The sequence below is a fragment of the Tengunoibacter tsumagoiensis genome (assembly GCF_003967535.1).
GTDB classification, from domain to species: Bacteria; Chloroflexota; Ktedonobacteria; order Ktedonobacterales; family Ktedonobacteraceae; genus Tengunoibacter; species Tengunoibacter tsumagoiensis.
Window position 1 is genome coordinate 754,883 of the sequence record NZ_BIFR01000002.1, and the last position, 24,505, is coordinate 779,387.

The 24,505-nt window shown below is 47.1% G+C and carries 19 protein-coding genes; 10 read left to right on the forward strand and 9 right to left on the reverse strand.

Going from position 1 to position 24,505, the window contains the following annotated elements; translation table 11 throughout:
• Positions 1-95 precede the first annotated feature (95 nt).
• The 3 genes from EL628_RS23385 to EL628_RS23395 all read left to right on the forward strand — a co-directional run bounded on the left by EL628_RS23385 (position 96) and on the right by EL628_RS23395 (position 3,877).
• The gene (locus EL628_RS23385) at positions 96-1,406 is read left to right on the forward strand and encodes a complex I subunit 1/NuoH family protein (RefSeq protein ID WP_161975709.1); all 1,311 of its coding nucleotides are present in this window, start codon (positions 96-98) and stop codon (positions 1,404-1,406) included.
• Positions 1,407-1,500: 94 nt separating this feature from the next.
• Positions 1,501-2,955: an aldehyde dehydrogenase family protein gene (locus tag EL628_RS23390; protein WP_126582429.1), complete on the forward strand. Its 1,455-nt coding sequence runs from the start codon at positions 1,501-1,503 to the stop codon at positions 2,953-2,955.
• Between the two features lie 109 nt (positions 2,956-3,064).
• On the forward strand, positions 3,065-3,877 hold the full coding sequence (locus tag EL628_RS23395) for a DUF899 family protein (RefSeq protein WP_126582430.1): 813 nt from the start codon (positions 3,065-3,067) through the stop codon (positions 3,875-3,877).
• On the opposite strand, the gene EL628_RS23400 is transcribed toward EL628_RS23395, so the two are convergent.
• Positions 3,874-5,136 carry a cytochrome P450 gene (locus EL628_RS23400; protein ID WP_126582431.1) on the reverse strand — a complete coding sequence of 421 codons (1,263 nt, stop codon included), beginning with the start codon at positions 5,134-5,136 and terminating at the stop codon, positions 3,874-3,876. The two genes, EL628_RS23395 and EL628_RS23400, sit on opposite strands and share 4 nt — an antisense overlap.
• A 314-nt stretch (positions 5,137-5,450) precedes the next feature.
• Between EL628_RS23400 and EL628_RS23405 the strand changes: the two genes are divergently transcribed.
• Both EL628_RS23405 and EL628_RS23410 read left to right on the forward strand, forming a co-directional pair.
• Positions 5,451-6,395 (forward strand): alpha/beta hydrolase, encoded by a 945-nt coding sequence (locus tag EL628_RS23405; RefSeq protein ID WP_126582432.1) that lies wholly within the window; start codon positions 5,451-5,453, stop codon positions 6,393-6,395.
• Positions 6,396-6,951: 556 nt separating this feature from the next.
• Positions 6,952-7,161: a hypothetical protein gene (locus EL628_RS23410; RefSeq protein ID WP_126582433.1), complete on the forward strand. Its 210-nt coding sequence runs from the start codon at positions 6,952-6,954 to the stop codon at positions 7,159-7,161.
• 135 nt (positions 7,162-7,296) lie between these two features.
• On the opposite strand, the gene EL628_RS23415 is transcribed toward EL628_RS23410, so the two are convergent.
• From EL628_RS23415 to fabD, 8 genes are all read right to left on the reverse strand, one after another.
• Positions 7,297-8,145 (reverse strand): AfsR/SARP family transcriptional regulator, encoded by an 849-nt coding sequence (locus tag EL628_RS23415; RefSeq protein WP_126582434.1) that lies wholly within the window; start codon positions 8,143-8,145, stop codon positions 7,297-7,299.
• 54 nt (positions 8,146-8,199) lie between these two features.
• The gene (locus tag EL628_RS23420; protein ID WP_126582435.1) at positions 8,200-9,285 is read right to left on the reverse strand and encodes a tyrosine-type recombinase/integrase; all 1,086 of its coding nucleotides are present in this window, start codon (positions 9,283-9,285) and stop codon (positions 8,200-8,202) included.
• 339 nt (positions 9,286-9,624) lie between these two features.
• Positions 9,625-10,500, reverse strand: a complete 876-nt coding sequence (locus EL628_RS23425) for an AfsR/SARP family transcriptional regulator (protein ID WP_126582436.1) — start codon at positions 10,498-10,500, stop codon at positions 9,625-9,627.
• A gap of 611 nt (positions 10,501-11,111) precedes the next feature.
• Positions 11,112-14,513 (reverse strand): AfsR/SARP family transcriptional regulator, encoded by a 3,402-nt coding sequence (locus EL628_RS23430; RefSeq protein WP_161975710.1) that lies wholly within the window; start codon positions 14,511-14,513, stop codon positions 11,112-11,114.
• A 554-nt stretch (positions 14,514-15,067) separates the two neighbouring features.
• Positions 15,068-17,467 (reverse strand): phosphoketolase family protein, encoded by a 2,400-nt coding sequence (locus EL628_RS23435; RefSeq protein ID WP_126582438.1) that lies wholly within the window; start codon positions 17,465-17,467, stop codon positions 15,068-15,070.
• A 266-nt stretch (positions 17,468-17,733) separates the two neighbouring features.
• Positions 17,734-18,684, reverse strand: coding sequence for an acetyl-CoA carboxylase carboxyltransferase subunit alpha (locus EL628_RS23440; RefSeq protein ID WP_126582439.1), 951 nt, complete (start codon positions 18,682-18,684; stop codon positions 17,734-17,736).
• Positions 18,685-18,729: 45 nt separating this feature from the next.
• Complete coding sequence (accD, locus tag EL628_RS23445) at positions 18,730-19,587, reverse strand: acetyl-CoA carboxylase, carboxyltransferase subunit beta (RefSeq protein WP_218028984.1); 858 nt, start codon at positions 19,585-19,587, stop codon at positions 18,730-18,732.
• Positions 19,588-19,685: 98 nt separating this feature from the next.
• Positions 19,686-20,642, reverse strand: coding sequence for an ACP S-malonyltransferase (fabD, locus tag EL628_RS23450; protein WP_126582440.1), 957 nt, complete (start codon positions 20,640-20,642; stop codon positions 19,686-19,688).
• A gap of 519 nt (positions 20,643-21,161) precedes the next feature.
• Between fabD and EL628_RS23455 the strand changes: the two genes are divergently transcribed.
• Genes EL628_RS23455 through EL628_RS23475 form a run of 5 tightly spaced genes read left to right on the forward strand, consistent with a single transcriptional unit; the run spans position 21,162 to position 24,499 of the window.
• The gene (locus EL628_RS23455; protein WP_126582441.1) at positions 21,162-21,935 is read left to right on the forward strand and encodes an SDR family NAD(P)-dependent oxidoreductase; all 774 of its coding nucleotides are present in this window, start codon (positions 21,162-21,164) and stop codon (positions 21,933-21,935) included.
• 51 nt (positions 21,936-21,986) lie between these two features.
• Complete coding sequence (locus tag EL628_RS23460; protein ID WP_126582442.1) at positions 21,987-22,385, forward strand: acyl carrier protein; 399 nt, start codon at positions 21,987-21,989, stop codon at positions 22,383-22,385.
• On the forward strand, positions 22,369-22,779 hold the full coding sequence (acpS, locus tag EL628_RS23465) for a holo-ACP synthase (RefSeq protein WP_126582443.1): 411 nt from the start codon (positions 22,369-22,371) through the stop codon (positions 22,777-22,779). The genes EL628_RS23460 and acpS overlap by 17 nt, the downstream gene beginning before the upstream one ends.
• An 8-nt stretch (positions 22,780-22,787) precedes the next feature.
• Positions 22,788-23,240, forward strand: a complete 453-nt coding sequence (locus tag EL628_RS23470; RefSeq protein ID WP_126582444.1) for a hotdog family protein — start codon at positions 22,788-22,790, stop codon at positions 23,238-23,240.
• Entirely contained in the window at positions 23,237-24,499 is a 1,263-nt protein-coding gene (locus EL628_RS23475) for a beta-ketoacyl-[acyl-carrier-protein] synthase family protein (RefSeq protein ID WP_126582445.1), read from the forward strand. Before EL628_RS23470 ends, EL628_RS23475 begins: the two co-directional genes overlap by 4 nt.
• Positions 24,500-24,505 lie beyond the last annotated feature (6 nt).

A 24,505-nucleotide genomic window follows, 5' to 3' on the forward strand; every position in this document is an offset into this window, starting at 1 on the left:
TAGCTTTGAGCATGGGCTGGCTCTCTCTTCTGAGACAGCGAAAGCGTATCTCATTGATGAGCCGTTCTCATGTTTTTGATGATTGGAGTTATGATATGAATACAGATGTTCCAATTGCTGATCTGGGATCGGAGATATTGCATGGGGTTATCTCATGGGATTTTTTACAATTTATGATTGCGCTCATCGTCACACTTCTCTTCGTTTTGACGAGCGCTGCATTATTGTCTTTTCTGGACCGAAAAATTATGGCGCTTATGCAAGATCGCATCGGCCCCATTCATACAGGCGGGCCATGGGGTGTCCTGCAAGCCGTAGCAGATATAGGGAAATTGTTGCTTAAAGAGCAAGTGATCGTGACTGCGAGCGATAAAATTACGTACCTGCTTGCTCCTTGTATATTTATTGCACCAGTCATTGGATCCTTTGCCGTGCTGCCCCTTTCTCCCTATATTAGCCTGCCTGGAACGGCACTGGCAACTGGCCTTGTATTTGTTGTCGCCTTGAGTTCCATCGATGTCGTTGGTGTTTTCATGGCTGGGTGGAGTTCAAACAACAAATATGCCATGATTGGTAGCATTCGTGGTATTGCCCAGATGATCTCTTATGAGCTCCCCCTTCTGCTTTCACTGGTTGGTATTGTGATGCTTACGAGCATTCTTTCTTCACAAGCAGGAGTTGGCACGATTGCGTTTCGCGATATTATGACCTTGCAAGATACATGGCAAGCAACCCATATCCCTGTTCTAGACTGTATCTTTCAAGGTTTTACTCCCTGGTCCTGGTTTGTGCTGATACAACCACTCATGCTCATTATCTATTACACCTGTGGTTTAGCCGAGACGAATCGATCACCATTTGATCTAGCGGAAGCAGAATCGGAGCTTGTCGCCGGGCATCTGACTGAATATAGCGGAGTGCGTTGGGCTATGTTTTTTCTGGGTGAATATGGAAATATGACCATTGTCTCTGCAATTGTCTGTTTTCTGTTTTTAGGGGGGTGGTCAGGCCCTGGTGTTGGATATCTGATCGGCCTTCATTCACTTCTTTGGGGTGGAGTAGGGAATCTGTTAGCACTGGGCTACCTGCTCATGAAAATCTACCTCCTTTGCTTTGTGTTTGTCTGGGTTCGTGCGACCCTTCCACGATTACGCCAGGATCAGTTGATGCGTTTTGCCTGGCTTGTCCTGATGCCTGTGACATTGGGCAATATTGTCGTGACTGGCCTTGTCTATCTTATCGTGAATGCAATCGGCCTGCCCAATGTTGTTTTTCTGATCATTGTTGCAGCAATGAACTGGATTGCCGTCTATGGTTTTGTTAAGTTAACCTGGCGGAGCACACATAGGAATACTCATCGTGCCCAGCGTATGGCGATAAGAGCTCAGCCGCTCCCTTTTGTATGAACGTATAAACAGACTGCCTCACAATTCGTGGTAAGATGAGGGTGAAGAAGGGTCTGCCTTCAAATGTACAGACTATTGTAGAGGAGATTGGGTAATGACAGAGGCAGTCTTTGAGAATTTTATTGGTGGTCAATGGGTCTCATCTCAGAGCGGAAAGCTATTTACGAGCGTGAATCCTGCTCGCACCCATGATATTATTGCTCATTATCAATCTTCCACAGTACAAGATTTAGAAAGGGCTGTAGAGGCGGCATCACGGGCTCAGAAGGCCTGGGGTAGGATGCCTGCCCCAGCTCGCGGCGAGATTCTCTGGCGAGCTGCCGGGCTACTGGAGGCACAGCGGGAAGATCTGGCAATCCAGATGACGCGAGAGATGGGCAAGATCTTGAAGGAGACTCGTGGAGATGTCCAGACCGCCATCGATGTGGCCCGGTTTGTTGCTGGTGAAGGGCGACGTGCCGAGGGCGAAACCGTTCCCTCGGCACTGCCTGATAAGCAATGCATGACACTACGCCACGCCATAGGTGTCGTCGGCATCATTACTCCCTGGAATTTCCCCATGGCCATTCCTGCCTGGAAGACCTTTCCTGCCTTACTCGCTGGAAACGCTGTGATCTTGAAGCCGGCCAGCGATACACCACTCATGGCAATAAAGTTAGCAGAGTGCTTGCAGGCAGCTGGATTGCCTGATGGCGTCTTGAATGTCATTACCGGATCAGGGGCAATTCTGGGAGACGCGTTAGCCAGCCACAAAGGGGTACAGATGATCTCTTTGACGGGCTCTACAGAGGTTGGACGCAGAGTCGCAGAGATCTGCGGACGAGATCTGCGACGTTGTGCACTCGAACTGGGTGGTAAGAATGCGGTTATTGTCATGGATGATGCGAATCTGGACCTGGCTGCCAGCGCAATCATGGTGGGCGCTTTTGGCACGACCGGTCAGCGCTGTACGGCAACCAGTCGCGTCATCGTCCATCAGGCTGTCGTAAAGCCGTTAAGCGAGCGGTTAGTTGAGAGTGCCGGGCGACTGAGAATTGGGGATGGACTGGAGGATGGAATCGAGATGGGGCCGCTCGTGAATATGAGCCGCGTAGGGGCAGTTCATGCCTACACAGAGATTGGAAAGCAAGAAGGCGCAAGGTTAATCGCTGGTGGCGAGCCATTAAAAAATGGTGCCTATAGTGGAGGCGCATTCTATCAACCAACGATCTTTAGTGAGGTCAAACCCGGTATGAGGATCGCGCAAGAAGAGGTATTTGGCCCGTTCCTCTCTCTTTTGCCCGTAGCATCCTATGAAGAGGCCATTGCAGTCGCTAATGGGACGGAATATGGACTCTCCACAGGGATCTTTACCGAGAATGCACGACTGGCATTTCGGGCTATGCGAGATATAGAGTCCGGACTTGTCTATATCAATGCCGGGACAACAGGTTCAGAGATTCACCTCCCCTTTGGGGGAATGAAGGCCAGCGGAAATGGGCATCGCGAATTAGGTCGGGTCTCAGTCGAAGAATTTAGCGAGGTAAAGAGCATCTTTATCTCATATTAAGCACGCTCTTTCCGTTTTTCAACGCTTCAATGAGAAGAGATATTTGATCTGACTGTGATCAAGTCATTCTGAATGCAAGAGGCAGAAGAAAGAAAGAAAGAGAAAAATCGTGAATAAACCCAATCAGAACAATTTCGCCAGAGGCCTCGACACTGTTGCCCAGCCTGTCGTGGTTGACCGAGCCACCTGGCAGGCAGAACTGGATACTCTGCGAGTACGGGAAAAAGCGCATACTCGCACTGGGGATGCGCTTGCGGCAGCTCGTCGGCGGTTGCCGATGGTGGAAGTAGACTCCTCTATCCCGCTCATCGGCCCGCACGGACCAGTCCCGCTGCTGGAAGTCTTCGAGGGCCGAAGACAGTTGATCGCCTACTTTCACATGTGGCACGCAGGTCAACCTGCCGAAGCTCAGTGCGAGGGTTGCACCTTCTTTACTACCCATATTAACGAGCTGTCTTATTTGAACTCGCGAGATGTGAGCTACGCGACCTTCTGTGAGGGACCTTACGAGGAGAGCTCGCGCTATCATGACTTCATGGGCTGGACCATGCCCTGGTACTCGGTGCCACAGGACGCCGTGGACCAGCTGATTGCAGATCGGCACTTCGGTATGCTGGTCAGCTATCTCCGAAACGGTAACCAGGTCTTCGAGACCTACTGGACCACCGATCGCGGCACTGAAGTAATGGCACCATCGTATGGACTTCTGGATCTGACGGTCTACGGTCGACAGGAAACCTGGGAGGACTCGCCCGAGGGCTGGCCACAGCGGCGGGGAGGCACTGACGGCAGCGCGTTCCGTATGGACGGACGTCCCACCGCCCAATGGTCCCGGCTTGCCGCAGGACGCTCTGACGACCTTGGTACCAAAGCTACTGCCACTACCCCACACTGCTGTCAAGCAGAGCGTCCTTTGATCTAGTTACTCAGACCCTGAAAGTTTACCAGAAGATGGCGTGGACCACGCAGAGCAGCATTGTCTCTATAAGGGGGAGGGTCAATGGCGAGCTCTGGTTTAATCAGACGACGGCTTATCTCACCTAGTGCTATCTGGGCTTCGATACGAGCTAATGGTGCTCCAACACAATAGTGAATCCCACTTCCAAAGCCCAGATGCTCATTCCCCTGGCGATCAATAAGACATTCTTCGGGCTGCTCAAACCGTTTTTCATCGTGATTTCCTGAGGCCAGAACAAGAATGATCGTTGCCCCCTGGGGAATCGTTGTGCCTGCAATGGTGATATCTGCCAGCGCGGTACGATTGCGGAAATGGACTGGCGGATCGTAACGGAGTAATTCCTCGACATAGGGAACGATGAGCTCAGGCTTCTGACGCAGGTGCGCTAGCAGTTGAGGTGAACGTAACATCGCCAATGTTCCATTGGTGATCAGATTCACAGTCGTTTCGTGACCAGCAATCAGGAGCAAAATAGCAGTTGCAATAAGCTCCTGTGACGACATCGCACCCTCATCATCCCTGGCCGCGAGCAGGCCAGAGAGCAGATTATCTCCTGGATGTACCTTCAACTTCTGCAATAATTGCTGCATATACTCATGGATCTGCTTGTTCGCATTCATAATCTGTGTTAATTGCGCATCCGTCTGAGCCTGGCCTGGATCAAGCACACTGGCTAGAATCTCTGACCAGCTATGAAAGTGAGCTTCATCTTCACGCGGCACGCCCAGGAGTTGACAGATCACGGTCACTGGCAACGGATAGGCGAGATCGTCAACAATATCGATCTGACCACCCTGAGCGTGCTTGTCCAGATGTTCCTTGACAATCTGCTTAATATGCTCCCCCACGCGCCCGATCCGCTCAGGCGTAAACTGGCTCATGACAATTCTACGCAAGCGATCATGGTTTGGAGGATCTTGAAAAATAAAAGGTGGAACAACCTCCTCTTGTTCAGGGACAGGCAGACCTTGCGCAATGGCTTCGGCTCTCTTCTGTGCAGCCTGTTGCATAACCCTTTTCTGAGCATCAGATTTGCGCATATCTGAGCTGACACGAGGATCATGCAAGAGAGCAACAATCTCATTATATGTACTCACCAGATAGCTTCCATCTTCCTGTTGTGCCACCGGCGTCTTGCGAAATTGCTCATACAAAGGATAGGGATTATTGATATGCGAATGATCAAGAATCTGCTTAAAATCTATCTTTAATCGATTTTCCATCGTTAACGCTCCTTTGTGCTCTCCCTGAATATGCTTCTTCCTCACCAACCGAACGGAAAACGGAAGCCGATATTTCCCGTTTGGTATGAGAATGGTGTACTGAGACACAATCATGTAAAGTCGTACTACAGATCATTATCGGTTCGGCTTAGATTGCCAGCAGACCAGGTATGTTATCTGGCCCGGTGCAAAGAAATTATGGTGAAATATATTTAATACCACTCTGCTCCTGTTGCTCTTTGTTTTCCTGGTCGCTATAATGGTAGTACTCTATATACGAGAAACAAAGGTTTGAACTGATAAGGGGATCATTCATGGAAGAAGCTACTTATGGTCATTTGCAGCAACGGCTCATACAGCTTTATCTTGATCAGCACTATACCCAGGCATTGGAATTCATAGAGCAAGAGGAGAAGCGCTTCCCAGAGAACACTCTGGAGATAGCGTACTGGCGTCTCTGTCTTCTTACCTTAACCGAAAGACAGACAGAGGCCCTCCATCTCTTCCGTGAGACAGTAGATCAGGGGGGATGGTTTGGGCCAATGATGTTAGAACAAGATCCTGATCTGGTCACGCTACGTCCACTACCAGCATTTCAAGATCTGCTTGAAGTCTGCCGCCAGCGCTTCCATAAGATCAAAGAGACCATACAACCTGAATTATTTGTTGAAGAGCCAGTGACTCATTCCACAACGTATCCTCTCTTAATTGCACTGCATGGGAATGAAGGCAATGCTCGCTCTACAATGGACATCTGGCGTCAGAGCACAGCTCAAGGGTGGCTGATAGGTGCGCCTACATCTTCTCAGATAGTTGGTCCGCACTCCTGTGTCTGGGACGATCGTCAAGCAGGTGTCCATGAGATACGCATGCACCTGAGTAAACTGACAAACGAGTATCCTCTTGATCTGGAGCGGGTTGTCATTGGAGGTTACTCGATGGGGGCTGGTCTGGCGATCTGGACAGTACTCAACCAATTCGTCAAAACCTGTGGTTTTATTGCTTTTGCCCCCTATCTCACTCCTGAAGAGCTTGAGGCATTACCCGCACTGCTCAAAAATCCAGATTTAGCCCAGGTGCATGGCACGATCCTCGTTGGAGAGAAAGATAGTACCTGCCTGAACGTCTCGCGTAGAGTTGTTGAGCTTATGCATGCCCATCATCTCCCCTGTACTTTGCAGATTCACCCTGAACTAGATCATCGCTATCCATCCAATTTCCCAGAATTTTTAAGCCGAGGACTAACCATATTTCATTAATTCAGCATAGACACAAACAAGTACCTGCCAGATGCTGTGTTGATCGATTAAATCCGGCAGGTCGTGCATCTCCAGGTAATTGGCTACTCTCTCCATCACCAACCTGTGCAAGGCCTTCAATACATCCTCATGCGCCCTGTCAAACTTCACTCAACAGAGCAAACAACTGCGCAAACGTCATCTCTCTTCTCACAAATGCATGCGTAAAGTGGCCAGAACGAGTACGTTGTAGAGATTATTATGTACAGACGCATTACATAGAGAGTAATTGCAGCAAGAGAAGTATGTTTTATTCTTATAAGGAACGAACTATCACTATAGTAGAATGAATGCTAGTTTTCTTATGTGAGATAAGAAGAGCAGTCAACCTTCCGGAGAGGTTATTTGACCACTTTCTATGGCTTCATGGGCACATAGTCAGCGACAAAACCATTATAGATGTGCTTAAATTATAGAAAGAGGTGAATAAGAGAGGGAGCTCTCTCTTATAGATCATGGATAGAGCAGACTGGATACGTACAGGGATGTAATATCAAGCAAGGAATGGTGGAAATACATGAGTTGGAAAACAATCAATACGATTTTAGCATTGGCAGCTGTTGACGAAACATTTTGTCATGAGTTGTTAAAGAATCCCGTTGTCGCCATACAGATGCGTCAGTTTTCTTTGTCTTCAGAGGAACAAATGAAGATTAGCCGCATTCGTGCCTCCGACCTATCCGAATTTAGCAAAATGGTCCTGATTTTATTTAGACAAAATGAGTAGGGTTCTTCCCTCACGATGTTTTGATCGAAACTCTTGTATTCTCTTTTGAGAAGAGTCTTTTGAAAGTGTTATAGGTGAAAGAAGAGGATGGGATGACGCAAAGGGATCATCCATAGTGTGGATGGATGCCGCAGACTATCCCTCTCTGAGCAAAAGCTTTTTTTGTAATTCCTGTAATTCCTTCCCCGGCTCTATTTTTAGTTGTTGGCGAAGAATCCCTCTAAATGTCTCTAATTTATTCATCGCGATGGAGATATTTCCCTGTTTGAGATATGCCTGAATAATTGCTGCAATGGCAGGTTCACAATATGGATCCAATGAGAGAGCCTGATAGGCATACTCCTGCATCTCCTCTAATTCATTGCGTTGCTGATAGATATGAATGAGTCGCAGCAACGTTTGAGAGTAGATATACTCAAAATGCTGACGATATGGTGTAAGCCATTCTTCCTCAGCATCTTCTGTTAAAAACCCAAGATTACAGTAATTTGAAACTTTGCGGTAATAGAAAGAGGCTTTTGTGTAATTTTCTTGCATATCAAAGGTTCTGGCAGTATCAAAAAGAGTTTGAATATCAGTAGTATCAGTCCACCAACTATCGTCCATCGCAAACCAATAAAAATTAGAGGCTTGACGGCGAATAAACTTAGATTCTTGCCGATGATTTAACGTTGGCTCCAGGAGGCGGCGAAGGCAGTGGATAGTGACATGCAGGTTACAAAAAGCCGCCTCCATAGGGAGATTTGGCCAGAAAAGATCAATGAATTGATCCGCTGAATAGAGTTTTCCCGGGTTGAGCATAAACCATTTTAACAGTGTTTTTGCTTTATTGCGGCGCCACATCGTCTCTTTTATCCAGGTGTTATCACAATAGACACGGAACTGTCCAAAGGCATAGGCTCGATAGATAGATTGTTGTTCGCGTTCACGTGGATGGAGAGAGGGCCCTTGATTTTGTCCCAGCGTATAGCGTGATTGTAACATAGATGTTTCTCCTTAATCTCCCTATAAGGCCGTCGCCATAGTGTGCTTTCTGGATTATTGGCACTGAGAACCTACTCCAAAGGCATCGGCGAGCGCGGATGCATGAGGCGTACACGCCTTTTTTAGCCTGGACAGATAGTCTTTTGTGCTGGCAATATTGGCGTGTCCTAGTTCTTCTTGAATAAAGGTCACAGGAGCACCAAGATCTTCTAATGTCATGGCAAATGTATAGCGCAGAGATTTGACAGACGAAACGCCGAGATGGGCCTCGCAGATATCGGCGATCGTCTGAGCGCCAATACGTTGACCATAGGTGCGATCACTAAAAGATATCCAGATTGGAGCATGAGGATCAAGGTTTTCCAGTGGGAAAGGATAGATAGTCTGGAGATAGTGCAAGAAGAGCTGAGATAAACGACTATCTAATACATTATAAAGAGCGTTTTTTGCTCTGGGATCTGTAAAGAGGAGCGTTACTGTATCATCTGCATTGATCTCTACACATTGCCAGACAAGCGACGTGAGTTCTTTGGCACTGCGCCCGGTATTGACTGCTACCTGTAGAAGCACATAGTCACGCAACCCCCTCGGGGTAGAGCGGTTAATCTTTTTCAACTTGTTACGAACTTCTTGAGGAGTAAGTGGCTGCGCTTTTGTGTATTTTTGTACTGGAGAGCGGGCTAACTGTTCTGCCGGGTTGTTCTCTTGATACCAGCCATAGGTAATCATCCAATCATAGAAGCTTGAGATAGCAGCAATACGCTGATTAGAAGTTGAAGGAGCGACCTTCCCCTGCTGCTGACTCAGAGAAGTACGCAGATAGACCCAGGTTTGTAGGGCTGGAATGAGTTGAGCAAGTGGGCTATCAAGATCCAACTGCCGTTCCTGGAGGTAAGCCCGTAACGACTGAAGGGTCTTGCCATAGAGCGTTTCGGTCAATGCGCTTTTGGACAGAGCGTACTTATCAAAGAGCCAGAGATGGATGGCTTGTTCCATACGATCGTCGTTGCGGGGAGCGATCCTGGCCTGTTTTGAGCGCAAAGAGATAATAGACGTATCCTGATGATGCCCCGGTTCCTGGCCGGTATGTTCGATAAAGCTTCTCTCAGGAAAAGCTGCCTGTTGATGAGATAGTTTCATAGAGGACTCCTCTCTTTGACTTTCTGTTTATCTGCCTGAAGATGGCATCGATCTTCTCTTTCTATGCATCGTGTTGGTCGAAGGAATGCCTATTCAAATGATACTGCTGAACATTTGAAAAAGACTTCGCACTTACTTCGCACGTATCGCAGACTCTTGTTCTGGATCAGAATTGATCTTCTGAGGGCGGCTCTGCTGAGGGAAGGCACATCTGTGTGACTTCATGCTTCTGTCCATAGTTCAGAATGAGCAAATAAAAAGAAGCTCTTAGCTGGTCTTCTAAAGAAGCTCTTAGCTGGTCTTCTAAAGAAGCTCTTAGCTGGTCTTCTAAAGAAGCTCTTAGCTGGTCTTCTTAAGAAGGGAGCGGCTTTTTGGCGCTGCTATAAGGATATTTTTTCGTAATGAGAGAAGATCATCACTCGGATTGATTCCAAGATCCTGCTGAAGCAATTTTTGGAAATCGTCAATTTTGCGTATCGCTCCTGGAATATTTCCTTGCTGAAGAAAAATCTGGATAATGGCTTTAACCGCAGATTCACAATAAGGATCGCTGGAGAGCACTCGTTGTGAATAAACAAAGGCCTCATCGAACTTTTCGAGATGCGTACATAAATGTATGAGCTTCTCGAGAACCTGTGCATTGATTATGTCGTATTTACGACGATAGGCGCAAAAAGTATCGTCATAAGTATCTTCTGGCAGAAATTCAAGGTAGCAGTAACTCGTAATGGTGTGATAATGATAAAAAAGGGCCATAGTATCTCTACGTTGTTCAGCCTCCTTAGCTGCGCTCACATGATAGTGAATATCAAAGAGATCAGACCACCATGTTTCATCCATTTCAAAGCAGTAGAAATTATTTTTACTGCGACGTATGAAGCTCGATTCTTGACGAGCAGGCAGATCGGGTTCCAATATATGGCGGAGATAATTGATTGTGACATGAAGATTCCGTAATCCTGCCGTTCTTGTAATATGTGGCCAGAATAGTTTTACCAATTGGTCGGCAGAGAACATCACGCCAGGGTTGAGGACAAACCACTTTAGAAGCGTCTTTGCTTTATTTCTTCGCCATGCCGGTTCTTCTAAAACATGTTTCCCGCGCAAGATACGAAAAGGGCCAAAGAAATACACTTTGTATTGAAAAGAGCTGCCTCTTGATAGATAGATTTCATCTTCTTTTGCTCTCGAATGCTCCTGTTTTATCGTATTCATACATTGCTCTCCTGCTTCAACTGATTAGTGGCTGTCGGTTACTTCTCTTCTCGTGAGTTTGACTATGGCCATGGATCTCCGTTAGGATGAACTGCCAGCAGTAGTATCATGGCTAGACTCATTATGAGAAATGCTTGTTTGAGCCGTTGTGGGTTGTTGACAGTACGATGGATAAAAAACCAGGTAGATAATAGAAAAGCCCGAATATGGTTGATAGTGTTCATGAAGATAATCCTTTCTTAAGCATCGACTTGTTTCCCTCCAGGAGGGAAATGCTCTATAGCATCACGCTGGTTACCTGTGTCTTGTCAGATGTTGTACAAGATCACTGCTTTCTGATAGAAGTGTAACCTGAGGTGCTCAGCGAGCCCTTCGCGTATTATTCGCACTATCGCTTGCTAAGCGCATAGCTCATCTCATTGCTCTTGATTTCTACACAAGAGCTTCATGTTAGTGATGCTTTTGGTAACTAAGCCGTGTGTTTACGTCTTTCTTAATTGCCTGAAGAGGTAGGAGGAGATCCTATCGTTGCATAAGAGTCAGCTGAGGCTGATTGAAAAGATTGAGAACACTCTCCTTCTTTGTGGTATCAGCGTATGGTCAGCCTTGTATTATCCACGATGAATGGACCGTTGGTAGAGTGTTTGGATTGCAGACCCGGGCTCCGTCCCCAACTCCTCAGAGAGAGTTTCACGGCAGCGTTGATATTGTCGTAAAGCCAGACCGCGTTTTCCTTGTCGTAAGTAGCAGCGCATCAGCCAATAATGAGCCTCTTCATAGCAATTGTCTATCGTCAAGATCTGTTGTAGGTGATCGATACTTTCATCAAATTGGTCCTCGTGCCAGGCGATTTGAGCCAGTTGATTACGAGCATCCAGGTATGCATGTTGCAAATTATCGCGTTGCAAGATACACCAATCACTGTAGAATGACTGCACATATTGACCATGATATAAGTTGACCATTGACAGGAGAGCCTCTTTATAGGCTTTGTCATCTTGAGTAAATGCCTGTTTCGCTTTCGACTGATAGTCAAGAAAAGCGGCCACATCATAGGAGATATTGGGCCCATAGTGGGAAGGGAGATCGAGCGTATACAGACTTCCTTGTGTAATAATGCAGGGAGTTTCAAGGGCTTTGCGTAAATAATAGACAGTCGAATGAAACGTTTGATTGATCTGCTCATCAACTTCGCTCCAGAGAGCAGTAATGATCTGCTCTTTTCGCATTGGTTTGCCGCAATTGAGTAAGAAGAAAAAAAGTTCCATCGAACGAGCCATCCGCCAGCGCGTAATAGGGCGATCTTGCAAAGAAACCAGTGGCTCACCAAAGGCCTGAATCGTAATTTTTGGTTGTGGAGTGGTGACCTGAAGCACCTGAAGCGCCTCACCTTCAGCTATCTGCTGCTTCTGGTCTACGGGCGTACGAACCTCTGGCACCAGAGATGTAGGAGCGATAAGATTGCGAACAGCAGCCATTTCAGGTAGAGTTTCGATGGCTCGTTGAAGTGTGGGGAGCCGTTGCACTTCACTGAGTACTAAATGTTCATAGCCATTTTTTACTTTTGACTGCTTTGCAACCCATTGCATGCGGTGTGCGCAGTCAGAGATCTGTTGCAATTCTAATTGGCAAGCAGATAGACGTATAGCGGCTTGAAGGGATTCAGATTTGAGACCCATGGTATTGAAAGAGGCCTGTATATGCAGTAGACGCGGATAAGCCTCAGTATAGCGTTGCTGGTAGAAGAGAATCGTCCCATAGACCAGTTCATAGATTGCCTGTTCATAGCCGGGTAAAGAAGTATTTTTCGGGTCGGGGATACTGACTTCTGAGAGGAGTAGCAAAGCGGTTGAGGCATCCCCCATATAAAGATATGTCGTAGATAGCATACAGAGCGCATAATTGATAAGATACTTATCTTCAACCTGCCTTGCCAGAGCCAGGCCATTCTCAATAGCTTCAAGTGATTTTTCATAAAAAGTGCGTTGTTGATGAAGGACCCCTAAATTGACAAGAGCATAAGCTTGTCCACGTAAAAAGTTGGTAGGCTTACGAGCCAGATTTAATGCCTCATTAAAAGCACTCTCAGCATCGTCGAATGCGCCCTGACGTTGTTTAATGAGCGCCAGACGGGTTATATTATTGATCTTTCCCCATTCATCGTGGAGCAACTCCCCATAGGAGATCGCGCGTGTAATATGGTGTTCTGCCAGTGAAAAATTTCCCAACAGACTGTAAGTGCTTGCCAGAGCGCCATGAATCTCAGCCGTACGATGGTTCATGGTATGTCTCCCAAGCAATTGGAGCGCCTTTTGCAGGTGTTCAATGCCCACTGTATAATTGCCCTGGAGATTAGAGCAGACGCCTAATCGCGTATGAACTTCAGCACGTGTCTTTATTTCATGGGAAGGAAGATCCTTTAGCATCTGTTCACAGAGTATATTTACCTGATCATACCTGCCCCGCTGAAATAATGCCTGGCTACGGAGCACCTGTTGTTCAATGAAGAGCAATTTAGCCTGTTCATCTGATGTCAAAGATTGGTGGATACTACTCTGTTCTACCTGATCAAGAAGAGAGAGCGCATTCGTGTGATCTCCTGCAAGCAGATAGATCTTAGCGCGGAGGAGCGGCAGTTTGGGATAGCAAGCGAGCGTATAAGTAGGCAAGCTATCGATCCACCAGGTAAGCGTCTCTATATTTCCCTGGTCCATCATCTGCTCGTGGGCTGTTATGATCAGTTCTGCCACCATCACATGTTCTTTTGCTTCTTTCGCGTGATAGATTGCTTTCCTATAATCATCTGTTTCCTGAAAAAAGAGGGCAGCTCGATGATGTAAGGCCCGAAAACGTTCAGGAGCTTGATGGTGAAGCTCACTAGAGAATAATTCGCGCAACACAGGATGACACACATAGCTTATTTGAGTGCCCTCTCCGCTATGTGTGACAAACAGGCCATTCTGTTCAAGATATTGCAAGTGCTCATAGGCATCAGGAACATTGAGAATCTGTGAACAGAGCGAAGGAGTCATCTCAAGCAGTATCGAGGCTTCCTTAAGAAAGGAATAAACCTGTGGATGGTGTCTAAACACTTCATTGACCACATAGGAAAAGAGGTATTGTCGATCTGTCTCGATTCCCTGATGCGCCATGATAAGAGAAGCATCATGGCTCTGTCGTAGCAATTGCATCGTGCTTAAGTGCGAACTGAGCAAGATACCGGTAATCCATCCTTCAAACGCATCAACAAGCTGTTTGGCTTCAGCTAGCGTCATCTGTCCTTTGCCCTGTAATTGAGCCAGTTGATAGATCTCTTGAGCATGAAATTGTAAGAATGCGCTCCCCATACCGATCATTTCCCGCCGCGCTAAAAGCGAAGCAAATTCAAGATCAGGTGTTGCTCTGCTGTCAATGATCAGGACACACTTTGTCGGTAATTTGCGGAGCAGATAATTGAGTAAGTCATTGATTTCCTGATACTCATTGACTTCTTGATAATTACAGAGAATAATGGCGAAACGTTCAGGGCAATCTTCCTCGATTGTTGCAATCAGTGCATCTATCACAGCCTCATAACGATGTTTATTATTGGTTGCTAACGCATTTGTGAGCAATGAATCTAGAACAGTGTTTAATGATGGAAAACGCAGGCGTATACTTGTAATGAGATACTTTAAAAAAGTAATTTTGTCGGTATCTGTATTCTCTAGCAAATACCAGCAGCAAGGGAGCTGTGTATGGCGAGCAAAATCGGCGAGCAGGGTGGTTTTTCCATAGCCCGCAGGGGCATGGAGCAAAATCAATTTGTAATGTGGCAGTCCTAGAGCAGGACCAGCAGTTGACTCATGCAAATAGTTAATGAGTGACTCGCGATAAAGAATGGATGCTGGCAGTATAGGACTGGTGATTTTTCTCGTATCAGAAGTGTTTGTCACACTCGTCCCTTTCTGGAAGCCACGCCATTTCAATGGCAGTGGAGGAAAGAAAGACTCCCGCAAGAGTTCACTGCTCATCACAACGACTACCTTGCTGGTAGCTGTCCCCATCGCACTGATGGATCACGTGACACATGTGACAAAAACGAGCATTAATCCTCTGGACTTTGCTCGCCTGCGTGAGTCGTGATAGTAAATGATCCCTGGTTTGCAAACCAGGGGGTCCTGACAATACTTCTCTATTGATACCAGGTCTTATAGGGCCTTGCTCCAATCTTTCACATGGAGTCCTGAGTAACTACAATTACTTTTAGCTTAAAATAATTATAAAATAATTATGTGAAAAGTAGCAACATATTTCTGAGATTTATGTACTATTTATTTTATAAAGGCATTATTCAGCGCGATATGTAATGTTACGAATGAGATAGTTCTCCTGTTTGTGGCTATGTCAACTGTTCTGATAAATGTCGCCTGCAAAAGGTGGCACTTGTCGGATTTTTTGTCAATGAAAAGTTCATGAGATTGTTTCTCTGGAACAATGTGTCATTGTGCTGAGAAGCAACCTCATGAACTGAATGATAGCCTGTGTGATTCTGTGAAACGCGCTTATTGTGCAAGGACCAGGAGCATCAATCGGCTGGCATCTGCCACTGCCATTGTGTAATACTGTCAGGATCTTTCCCATAGCGTTGAATAAAACGGCGGTGTTCAGTGAGAATGGCCTGATAAGAAGCAATCAGTTCGTTCATACGAATGGCAATATGCTGACAACTGGGATGAGCTGCTGCCAGGCGAATGGCCTGTATAACCAGATGATAGCGGTCAGTGCCATTGCAAACGTGCATATCAAAAGGAGTAGTGGTTGTTCCTTCTTCACAGTATCCGTTGATATGAAAGCGTTCGAGTCTGGAGCGACCAAAGAGAAGCTGTTTAAGAGCTGAAGGATAGCCATGAAAATTCATAATCACAGGTGCATGAGCTGTAAAGATTGCTTCAAAGAGGTCATCCTCCAGACCCTGAGGGTGCTCTGAAGCCGGTGTGAGTGTGAATAGACTTACGACATTCACCACGCGTAGTCGTAAGAAGGGCAGTTCGGTACGGATAATCTGTGCTGCCGCCATCACTTCCAGGGTTGGATTATCGCCGATTCCTACTAATACCACATGAGGATCGATCCCCTGAGCTGTACTGGCCCATTGCCATACCGATGCACCAGCTCGACAATGTGCTACTGCTTCGGCAAAAGAGAGCCATTGAGGAAATGGTCGTTTTTCTGCGATGATCAGATTAATGGTATCAGTATCCTGAAGACACTGATCCATCGTATATACCACACAATTGGCATCAGCAGGGAGATAGATGCGTGCAACATCAGGTTTTTTATTCAACAATGTGTTAATAAAGCCTGGGTTCTGGTGGGAAAAGCCATTGTGTTCTTGCCTCCACAGGGTGGATGTTTGTAGATAGTTTAACGATGCGACTGGAAGACGCCAGGCAAACTCCTGTGAGGATTTCAAGAATTTTGCATACTGATCCATCATTGAAGAGATGATGTTCAAGAATGCCTCATAGGAAGGAAAGAGCCCATGGCGGCCAGTGAGCAGATAACCCTGGAGCCATGCCTGACAAAGATGTTCACTTAGTACCTCAATGACCCGTCCTCCTTGAGCTGACCCGTCCTCATCACCATCAGCCACTGGCCATTGATAATTGCGCGATGTTACTTCCAGGATCGCGCCCAGCAGATTTGACTCGAGCTCATCGGGGCAAAAAATTCGAAATGTTTGAGGGTTATTGACAATAATCTCTTTTACATATTGAGCTACTGGCTCAATATTACTGGTAGTCAGTCCTCTAGTCACTGCAAAGCGTTGAGTCTGTGGTAAAACGAGTGGTTCATATATCAAGCCGCCAAAGGTATGTCGGTTACTTCCCATACGATGGTTCCCTTGAGGGCAGAGGGCAAGAACCTCTGGTCGGGGACGTCCTCGCTCGTCAAAGAGCTCCTCAGGATGGTATGAGCGCAACCATTGTTCCACTGCTTCAAGCGAAGTCTGACTGGACTTTACATCAATGGCTGGAACCTGATGAGATCGATGGCTTCCTTCAATCCGTTTGCCGTTTAGTTGCTTGATCCCTGTCCATCCTTTGGGAGAGCGGAGAATGAGCATAGGCCAGGCGGGAAGTGCGACTGATTGATGAGATCGAGCGATCTGTTGAATGGAGCGTATATCGCGATAGGCTTCATCCAACGCTTTTGCCATGCGTGCATCGCCTTGAGAGGCCTGGATAATCCGTACTTTATAACCAAAGCCAGTAAACAGACGTGATAAATCGGCATCGCTCATCGTTCCATAGATGGTCGGGTTGCTAATCTTGTACCCATTCAGATGGAGAATAGGGAGGACTGCGCCAGATTCGGCAGGATGAAGAAATTTATAGCTATGCCAGGCTGCGGCAGTGGGTCCAGTCTCCGCTTCTCCATCGCCAACAATACATGCCACGATAAGATCTGGATTATCCATGGCTGCACCGAAGGCTGTTGCCAGAGAATAGCCGAGTTCGCCACCTTCATGAATGGTTCCTGGTAAGCCAGGATAGAGATGACTGGGAAAGCCATCTGGCCAGGAGAAGCGCTTAATAAACGTGCCGAGGCCTGCTTCATCGAGTGTTAATTCTGGATAGAAAGGTTGGAGCGAACCTTCTAAATAGAGATTGGCCAGATTCGCCGGGGCTCCATGGCCTGGTCCAGTAATGAGAAACATATCGATGTTATGGCGAATAATGAGCCGATTCAGGTGAGCATAGATCATATTAATTCCTGGACAAGTGCCCCAATGTCCTAATAAGCGATCTTTAATATGCTCCGGCTTAAGTGGCTCTCGAAGAAGAAAGTTCTCCTGGAGATAGATCTGTGCTGCCGTCAGGTAGTTTGTCGTACGTTGGTAGAGAGCAAGCTCTTCTCTCTCTTCTAATGGTGATGCAGCAAAGCCTGCCCTGGTTGCCGCACCAGTGGTCTGGATTACCATGCACTTTCACCTTTCACTGCCAAATGGCCTGATTTTGGGAGATGGAACGGAATGAGACCATCCGCACCTCATGCCCTCTGTTTACGTGGTGTATATAAGGGATAGAACAGAAATATTACCTGATAGTTACCATAAGAATAAGTTGCGCGTAATCGCGTGGGAGTGCGAATAAAAGGATGCGAGGCCAATACGTGCCACTGGCCTCTCGCGTCAACCTTTGTGTCAGGTACCGGCAATGAGAGAGGGACACAGAAAACATGAAGAAGCTAGAGACGAGAGAATGCTCCTATCGTTCTATATTTCTGATAACGGTGTTCTAAGAGTTGTTCGATCGAATAGTGTTTCAGCTCATCCAGATGCGTCAGAAGCGCTGTTTTGAGGTAGCTAGCAGCCTGAAGATGGTTGCGGTGAGCACCCCCTATGGGCTCTTCTATCAACTCATCAATGATCTGCATGGTGAGGAGATCTCGCCCGCTGATCCGCATCGTATTGGCTGCCTCGGCTGCATATGCTTTGTCTCGCCATAAGATGGAAGCTGCCGCTTCTGGCGCTGCAACCGTATAGACGCTATGTTCGAGCATAAGCAAGCGATCGGCAACGCCGATTGCAAGCGCTCCTCCGCTTCCGCCTTCTCCAATGACAACAGAGATAGTGGGTATACGTAAGCCAATCATGAGATAAAGATTCTCAGCAATGGCGTTGGCCTGCCCATGTTCTTCATCTTCTAAGCCAGGGAAAGCACCTGGTGTATCGATCAAACATATGATAGGGAGAGAAAATTTTTGAGCCTGTTTCATCAAGCGGTATGCTTTACGATAGCCTTCGGGGTGAGGCATCCCATAATTATGATGGCGTTTTGCCTGGCTACTTCGCCCTTTCTGCTGGCTAATAAACATCACAGTATGGTTGGCTAACTGGCCTATTCCAGCCAGAATAGCGGGATCGTCGCCATAGGCTCGATCTCCATGGAGCTCGATAAAATCATTGCACATCAGCTCAATATAGTCAGCCGCATAGGGCCGGTTTTTATGACGAGCCACCTGTACGGTCTGCCATGAGGTAAGTTGAGAATAGATCTCTTTGATTTTGATGTGCAAGCTATCAATAGTGTCTTGTACTTGCTTTGGGGTGGCTCTAGTGGTTTGTGTATGTTGTAGTGCCAGCAGATCACGAACGATGGGCTGCAAGTCTTGTTCAAATTCCAGGTCTAGTTCCATGATATCCTCCTGATGATCCTGAGTACAATCTATTCTGCCATCTGTTTAGGAACTTGCATGAGCATAGAGATGTAATAAGCGAGCCAGGAACTGACGAAGTTGGTGTCGTGGCACAACCTCATCAATGAGACCATGTTTATAGAGAAACTCGGCTGTTGCCGCATCCTTTGGCAGTTGTATATGCATAAATTGTTCGATGACACGAGGTCCAGCAAAGCAGATAAGCGCGCCAGGTTCTGCGATAATGACATCTCCCAACGTAGCAAAGCTGGCGGTAACGCCCCCGGTGGTGGGATCAGTTAAGAGACTGAAGTAGGGGAGTTTTGCCTCACCCAATCTGGCTAAAGCAGCCGAAGTCTTTGCCATTTGCATCAGTGAGTAGATTCCTTCTTGCATGCGAGCCCCACCAGATGTAGAGACAATTAAAACCGGAATATGGCGTGCCAGGCCAATTTCAATCGCGCGGGTAATTTTTTCGCCAACGGCGGCTCCCATACTCCCTCCAATAAATTGGAAATCCATGACGGCCAGGGCCAGTGGCAGCTGATCGATCGTTGCATGCCCAATAATGACCGACTCATTGATGTTTCCCTTCTGCCGTTCTTTCGTGAGTTTCTCAGCATAGCTCTGCGCCTGCGACACAAATGTTAACGGATCAGCAGAAATGATATCGGCATCTACCTCAATAAAAGATTCTGGATCCGTCAGGAGCTGAATGCGCTCATGAGCGCTGAGTCGAAAGTGATGGTTGCAGTGAGGACATACCTTCAGGTTCCGTTCATAGTCACGTTTATAGTGGATGGTTTTACAGCCCGGACATTTAATCAAGATATTCTCTAACTGAACGGCCCGGCTCTCTTCATGTTTCATTAGTACAGATGGTGTCGCCATAAGCTGATTCATATGGTGCCCTCATTTCTCTGTTTTCTCATTTTCACGCTATGTACAACGGTTAACCTGACAGGAGGACATACCGTCCTCCTATGAGCATGGTGACGGTGCTACACAACAGTTGTTTCGAGAACAAGTTGTTTCTGAGCCAACTCAACAATTTTTTCCGGAGTATCAGCGGCATACGCCTGTACCTCTGGTGCAATGATGCGAACTAATTTTGTCAGCACCTGCGAGGAACCTAATTCAATAAATGTATCGCAACCAGAGGCGATCAATGTTTCAATTGTCGCGACCCATTGAACGGGATTGGTAATCTGCTCGAGCAGCTCCTGACGAATTTTGTGAGCCTGTGTCATGGGCTGCCCATTCACATTTGCTACCAGAGGAATGTGCGCATTCTGCCAATCAATTTCTTGCATAATATGTGACATTGCCTGCTGTGCTGGGAGCATAAGTGATGAGTGAAACGCACCACCCGCAGTTAATCGCAGAGCTCGCGTTCCTGGTTGGGAACGAACGATATCAATGATCTCTTCAACGCCTGGTTCAGTGCCAGAGACAACCAGTTGTTTTGGAGAGTTCACATTGGTAATGGTGACAAAATGTTCTTGCGAAACAATGCTACAAAGCTGGCCCAATGCGGAGACAGATAACCCTAGAATTGCGGCCATAGCCCCTGGTTGCTCTTGCTGAATCGCATACATAAGTTTTCCGCGCTGGCTTACCAGATAGAGGCCATCATGGAACGACAGAGCTCCGGAGACAACGGCTGCCGTGTATTCGCCAAGGCTATGGCCAGCGACCATATCAGGATAGAGGCCATGACGGTGAGCATACTCGGTGAGTGCCAGTGAGTATGCAAAGATGGCAGGTTGAGCGATATTGGTCTGGTTTAATATTTCCGCAGGCCCTTCGAGCGAGAGATGTGCAATTGGTGCATCGGCAATAGTGTTACTATAGACAACATACTGGTTAAACAATTCGGGATCTACGCGTAAGAGTTGACGCCCCATGCCAACTTTTTGTGAACCCTGGCCTGGATAAAGAAATGCAATTTTGCCCATGGTGAAAATCCTTTCGTTTCATCGACTGACCGAAGTGATAGAGGACACCTCGGATCTCATCCAACACATTAGGGAAGAATAACGATGGATGTGTGTACAGCATTATTGGTAATACAAAGAATATATGTAATACATTCCTTACTCATCAATAACACAATTTGCAAGATCTTCCATCTCTCGTATGTAGCTGCAAGGAAGCATCATATGCTGGTGATGGATCTGCTTGCAGCATTATTGGTAATACAAAGAATATGTGTAATGCATTCCTTACTCATGAGTTACATCCCGTGTTAGCAATTTGAACGGAGGAGGATGTAAAAAGAAAAGAAGAGATCACACAGACATCTGCAATCTTTGCACAATGGAGTCATAGTTTCGATGGGGGGGTATTGAGCACATGTTGTACTAACTCAACTGGTAAAGCGTTGGTAATGATACTGCACTAATTATAGCTCAGAGAGGTTGTACCGGAACATTGATGGTGGCAGTAGTCAAAGCAAGAGGAGAAACAAAGAGAGCATGAAATTTGATGGACAAGTTGCTTTGGTAACGGGCGCTTCACGTGGGATTGGGAGAGCGATTGCGCTGGCTCTCGCAGATGAGGGCGCAAAAGTCGCAGTGAACTACCGTTCTGGAGCTTCCTATGCACAAGAAGTTGTTGACGAAATTCTGGCACGTGGTGGAACCGCCTTTGCGGTCCAGGCAGATGTGGCCAATGCAGAGCAAGTGCATGAAATGGTACAGAAGATTCTCTCCAGATGGGATAGTTTGCATATTCTCGTGAACAACGCAGGCATTGCTAAGGATGGCTTAATCTTTCATATGGATGAAAACAGCTGGCAAGAAGTAATGCAGGTAAATTTTGGAGGAGTCTTTCATTGCACCAAAGCCGTACTTGAACAATTTATGCTACAAAGGTCAGGCGTTATCGTCAATATCTCATCTGTCATGGGCGAACGAGGTTGGGTTGGTGAAGCAAATTACTCAGCTTCTAAGGGCGCAATTAATGCATTTACCCGCTGTTGCGCAATGGAATTTGCCCGCTTTGGGATTCGTGTCAATGCCGTTCTACCAGGTTTTTGTCCAACTGACATGGTTGAAGGGCTCTTAGAAAAGAATGGAGGAAAGGGAATCCTGAAGCAGATCCCTTTGCGCTCTTTTGCTCAACCAGAAGAGATCGCACAGGTTGCTCTCTTTCTGGCTAGCGCGGATGCCAGTCATGTAAGTGGATCCTTGCTAACTGTTGATGGTGGGCTTAGCGCAGTTGCTGGTGTGGGTTCACCGCTTTCATAAACGGATCCCAATTGGGAATGATGTATTGAGAAAAACTAAAGGAGAAAGAACATGAATCCAGAGATCTATACAGCTGTAAAATCGACGCTTGTGGATGCATTAGGCGTAGATGCCGAGGAAGTTTCGCCTGACAAAACGATTTTGGGTGACCTGGGAGCGGAGTCAATCGACCTCCTCGACATTTTGTTTCGTTTAGAGCGTAAATTGGGCATCAAAGTCAAAGTCTCTGATATTGCTCATCATATTCAGGGAGGCATTCCAGATGAAGAATTTGCGGATGAACATGGCATTATTAACGCTGTTGGTTTAGCGCAAATAAAAACCGCATTGCCACAGATTGATCCTGAAGCATTAGTTGGTAAATTAGAAGCTGAAAATGTCTTATCGTTATTCACGGTAGAGAATCTTGTGACCCTGGTTGGCAAGCACTCTTATGCAGACGTCCAGTAGTACGCATGTCCGTGTTGGCGTTGACCTTGTTGATGTAGCCCGTCTCACACGTTTTGCCCTTGAGCATTCAACTGAGCTAGCGACGGTTTTTACGGAACGTGAGTTAACGTATTGTCGCTTAAAACGCCGCTGCTATGAACACATGGCAGCGCGTTTTGCAGCGAAGGAAGCCGTGCTCAAGGCCTTTGGGACCGGCATGGGGCAGGGGATGTGTTGGACAGATGTTGAAGTCGTATCGGAAGGGACGGGGCGTCCACGGGTCCTCTTACATGGTTACGTTGCGGATTATGCACAAAAACGTGGCTTGTTGGAGCTTGATATCTCGCTTTCACATACAACTGGTATGGCAATTGCCCAGGTGATCACCGTCTGGCAAAAGAGAAGAGAGGAATAAGGAGTCTTATGCATTTTCATCTCATTGATCGAATTAGCTCTTTTGAGCCTGGGCATACGATACGAGCTTTGAAGCTAACATCACGCAACGAAGACTATTGGAATAGTGGAGAGACGGGCCTTCTTCTCCCGCAGGCTCTCATGTTAGAGGCACTCTGCCAGGCAGGTTCATGGCTTTTGCTGCTCTCGACAGGTATGAAAAAGAGAGCTGCTTTATTATCCATTGGTTCTGTGACATATCTTGGCGAAGTGAGGCCGGGAATGCTCCTGGAGCTGGAAGGAACGCTGCTATCGATGACTGATGAAATGGCAGTCCTGGAGGGAAAGGTCACTCAGGCCGGGGAGACAGTGTTGGAAGCACAGGATATCATGTGTGCTTTGATCGATGCAGATCGTCTGGAAGCCAGAGAAGTAACGGAACAAATGAAGCGTGTATTAACGCGGGAGGGGAAGCTCGTATGAAAAGACGTGTTGCAATTACCGGGCTTGGTGCCGTCACTCCGATTGGCAATAGTGCCCCTGAAACATGGAACTCCCTGATCAATGGGAGAAGTGGGGTTGGTCATATTACCACCTTTCCTTTACAGAACCAGCCTGTCCATATTGCAGGATTAGTCAAAGATTTTGATCTCACAACGTACGTCCCTGAATATCGGATGCGCCGCTATCTTTCGCGTGGTGCTGGCTATGGCGTTGCCGCTTTTATGCAGGCCATGGCAGATGCCCAGATCCCTCCTGGTTTGTACCAGCCTGCCGAGAAAGGAGTGGTTATTGGCTGTGGTGTGCAATATCCAGAACTAGAACGTATGTTAGCAATGTTGTATCAGATTGAGACAACCGGAGGGAAACAGCTTCCTCAGTGCGCGCCGTCTGATGTCTTAATTCGTTCCCACAACGTGGGAATGGCCACGATGGCCTTGCTTGGAGAGTGTCAGGGTCCTCTCATTGGAATTAGTACCGCCTGTGCGAGTTCGGCTCATGCCATTGGCGAAGCGTTCCGCTGTATCCAGGATGGTGATGCTAGAGTGATGGTGACTGGTGGGTATGATGCCATGACCTCCTTTATTGATGTTCTAGGATTTACCCTGGTTGGAGCCTTAACCTCAGCCTATAATGATGACCCACAGAAAGCTTCACGACCCTTTGATCGTGATCGATCTGGCTTTGTGCTTGGCGAGGGAGGCGTAGTGATCATTCTAGAAGAGTGGGAGAGCGCAGTCTCGCGTGGAGCCCCCATCTATGCTGAGCTTGTAGGTTTTGCATCCAGCTTAAATGCCTATCGGATGACAGATGCGCCCCCCAATGGAGATGGGCCGATACAGGCAATGGCACGAGCACTCAAAGATGCTGATTTGAAGAGTGAGGACATTGATTACATTGTAGCTCATGGCACAAGCACCCCCAGTAATGACAGTTGTGAGACGACGGCCATCAAAGCAGTATTTGGTTCGGACGCCTATCGGCTGGCGATTAGCTCTCCCAAATCGATGACCGGTCATCTGACGGCTGGATCAGGGGCGTTGAATATGCTTGCAGCCGTGTATGCATTGCGAGACCAGATTATTCCACCAACCATTAACCAGGACAACCCGGATCCACGCTTAGACCTGAATTATGTTCCGAACGTCGCACAGAAAAGACCTGTACGAGCCGCCATGGTGAATGCATTTGCCTTTGGTGGCACAAACGCCGCATTGGTAGCGCGTCAAGTGACCAATTGAGGAAAC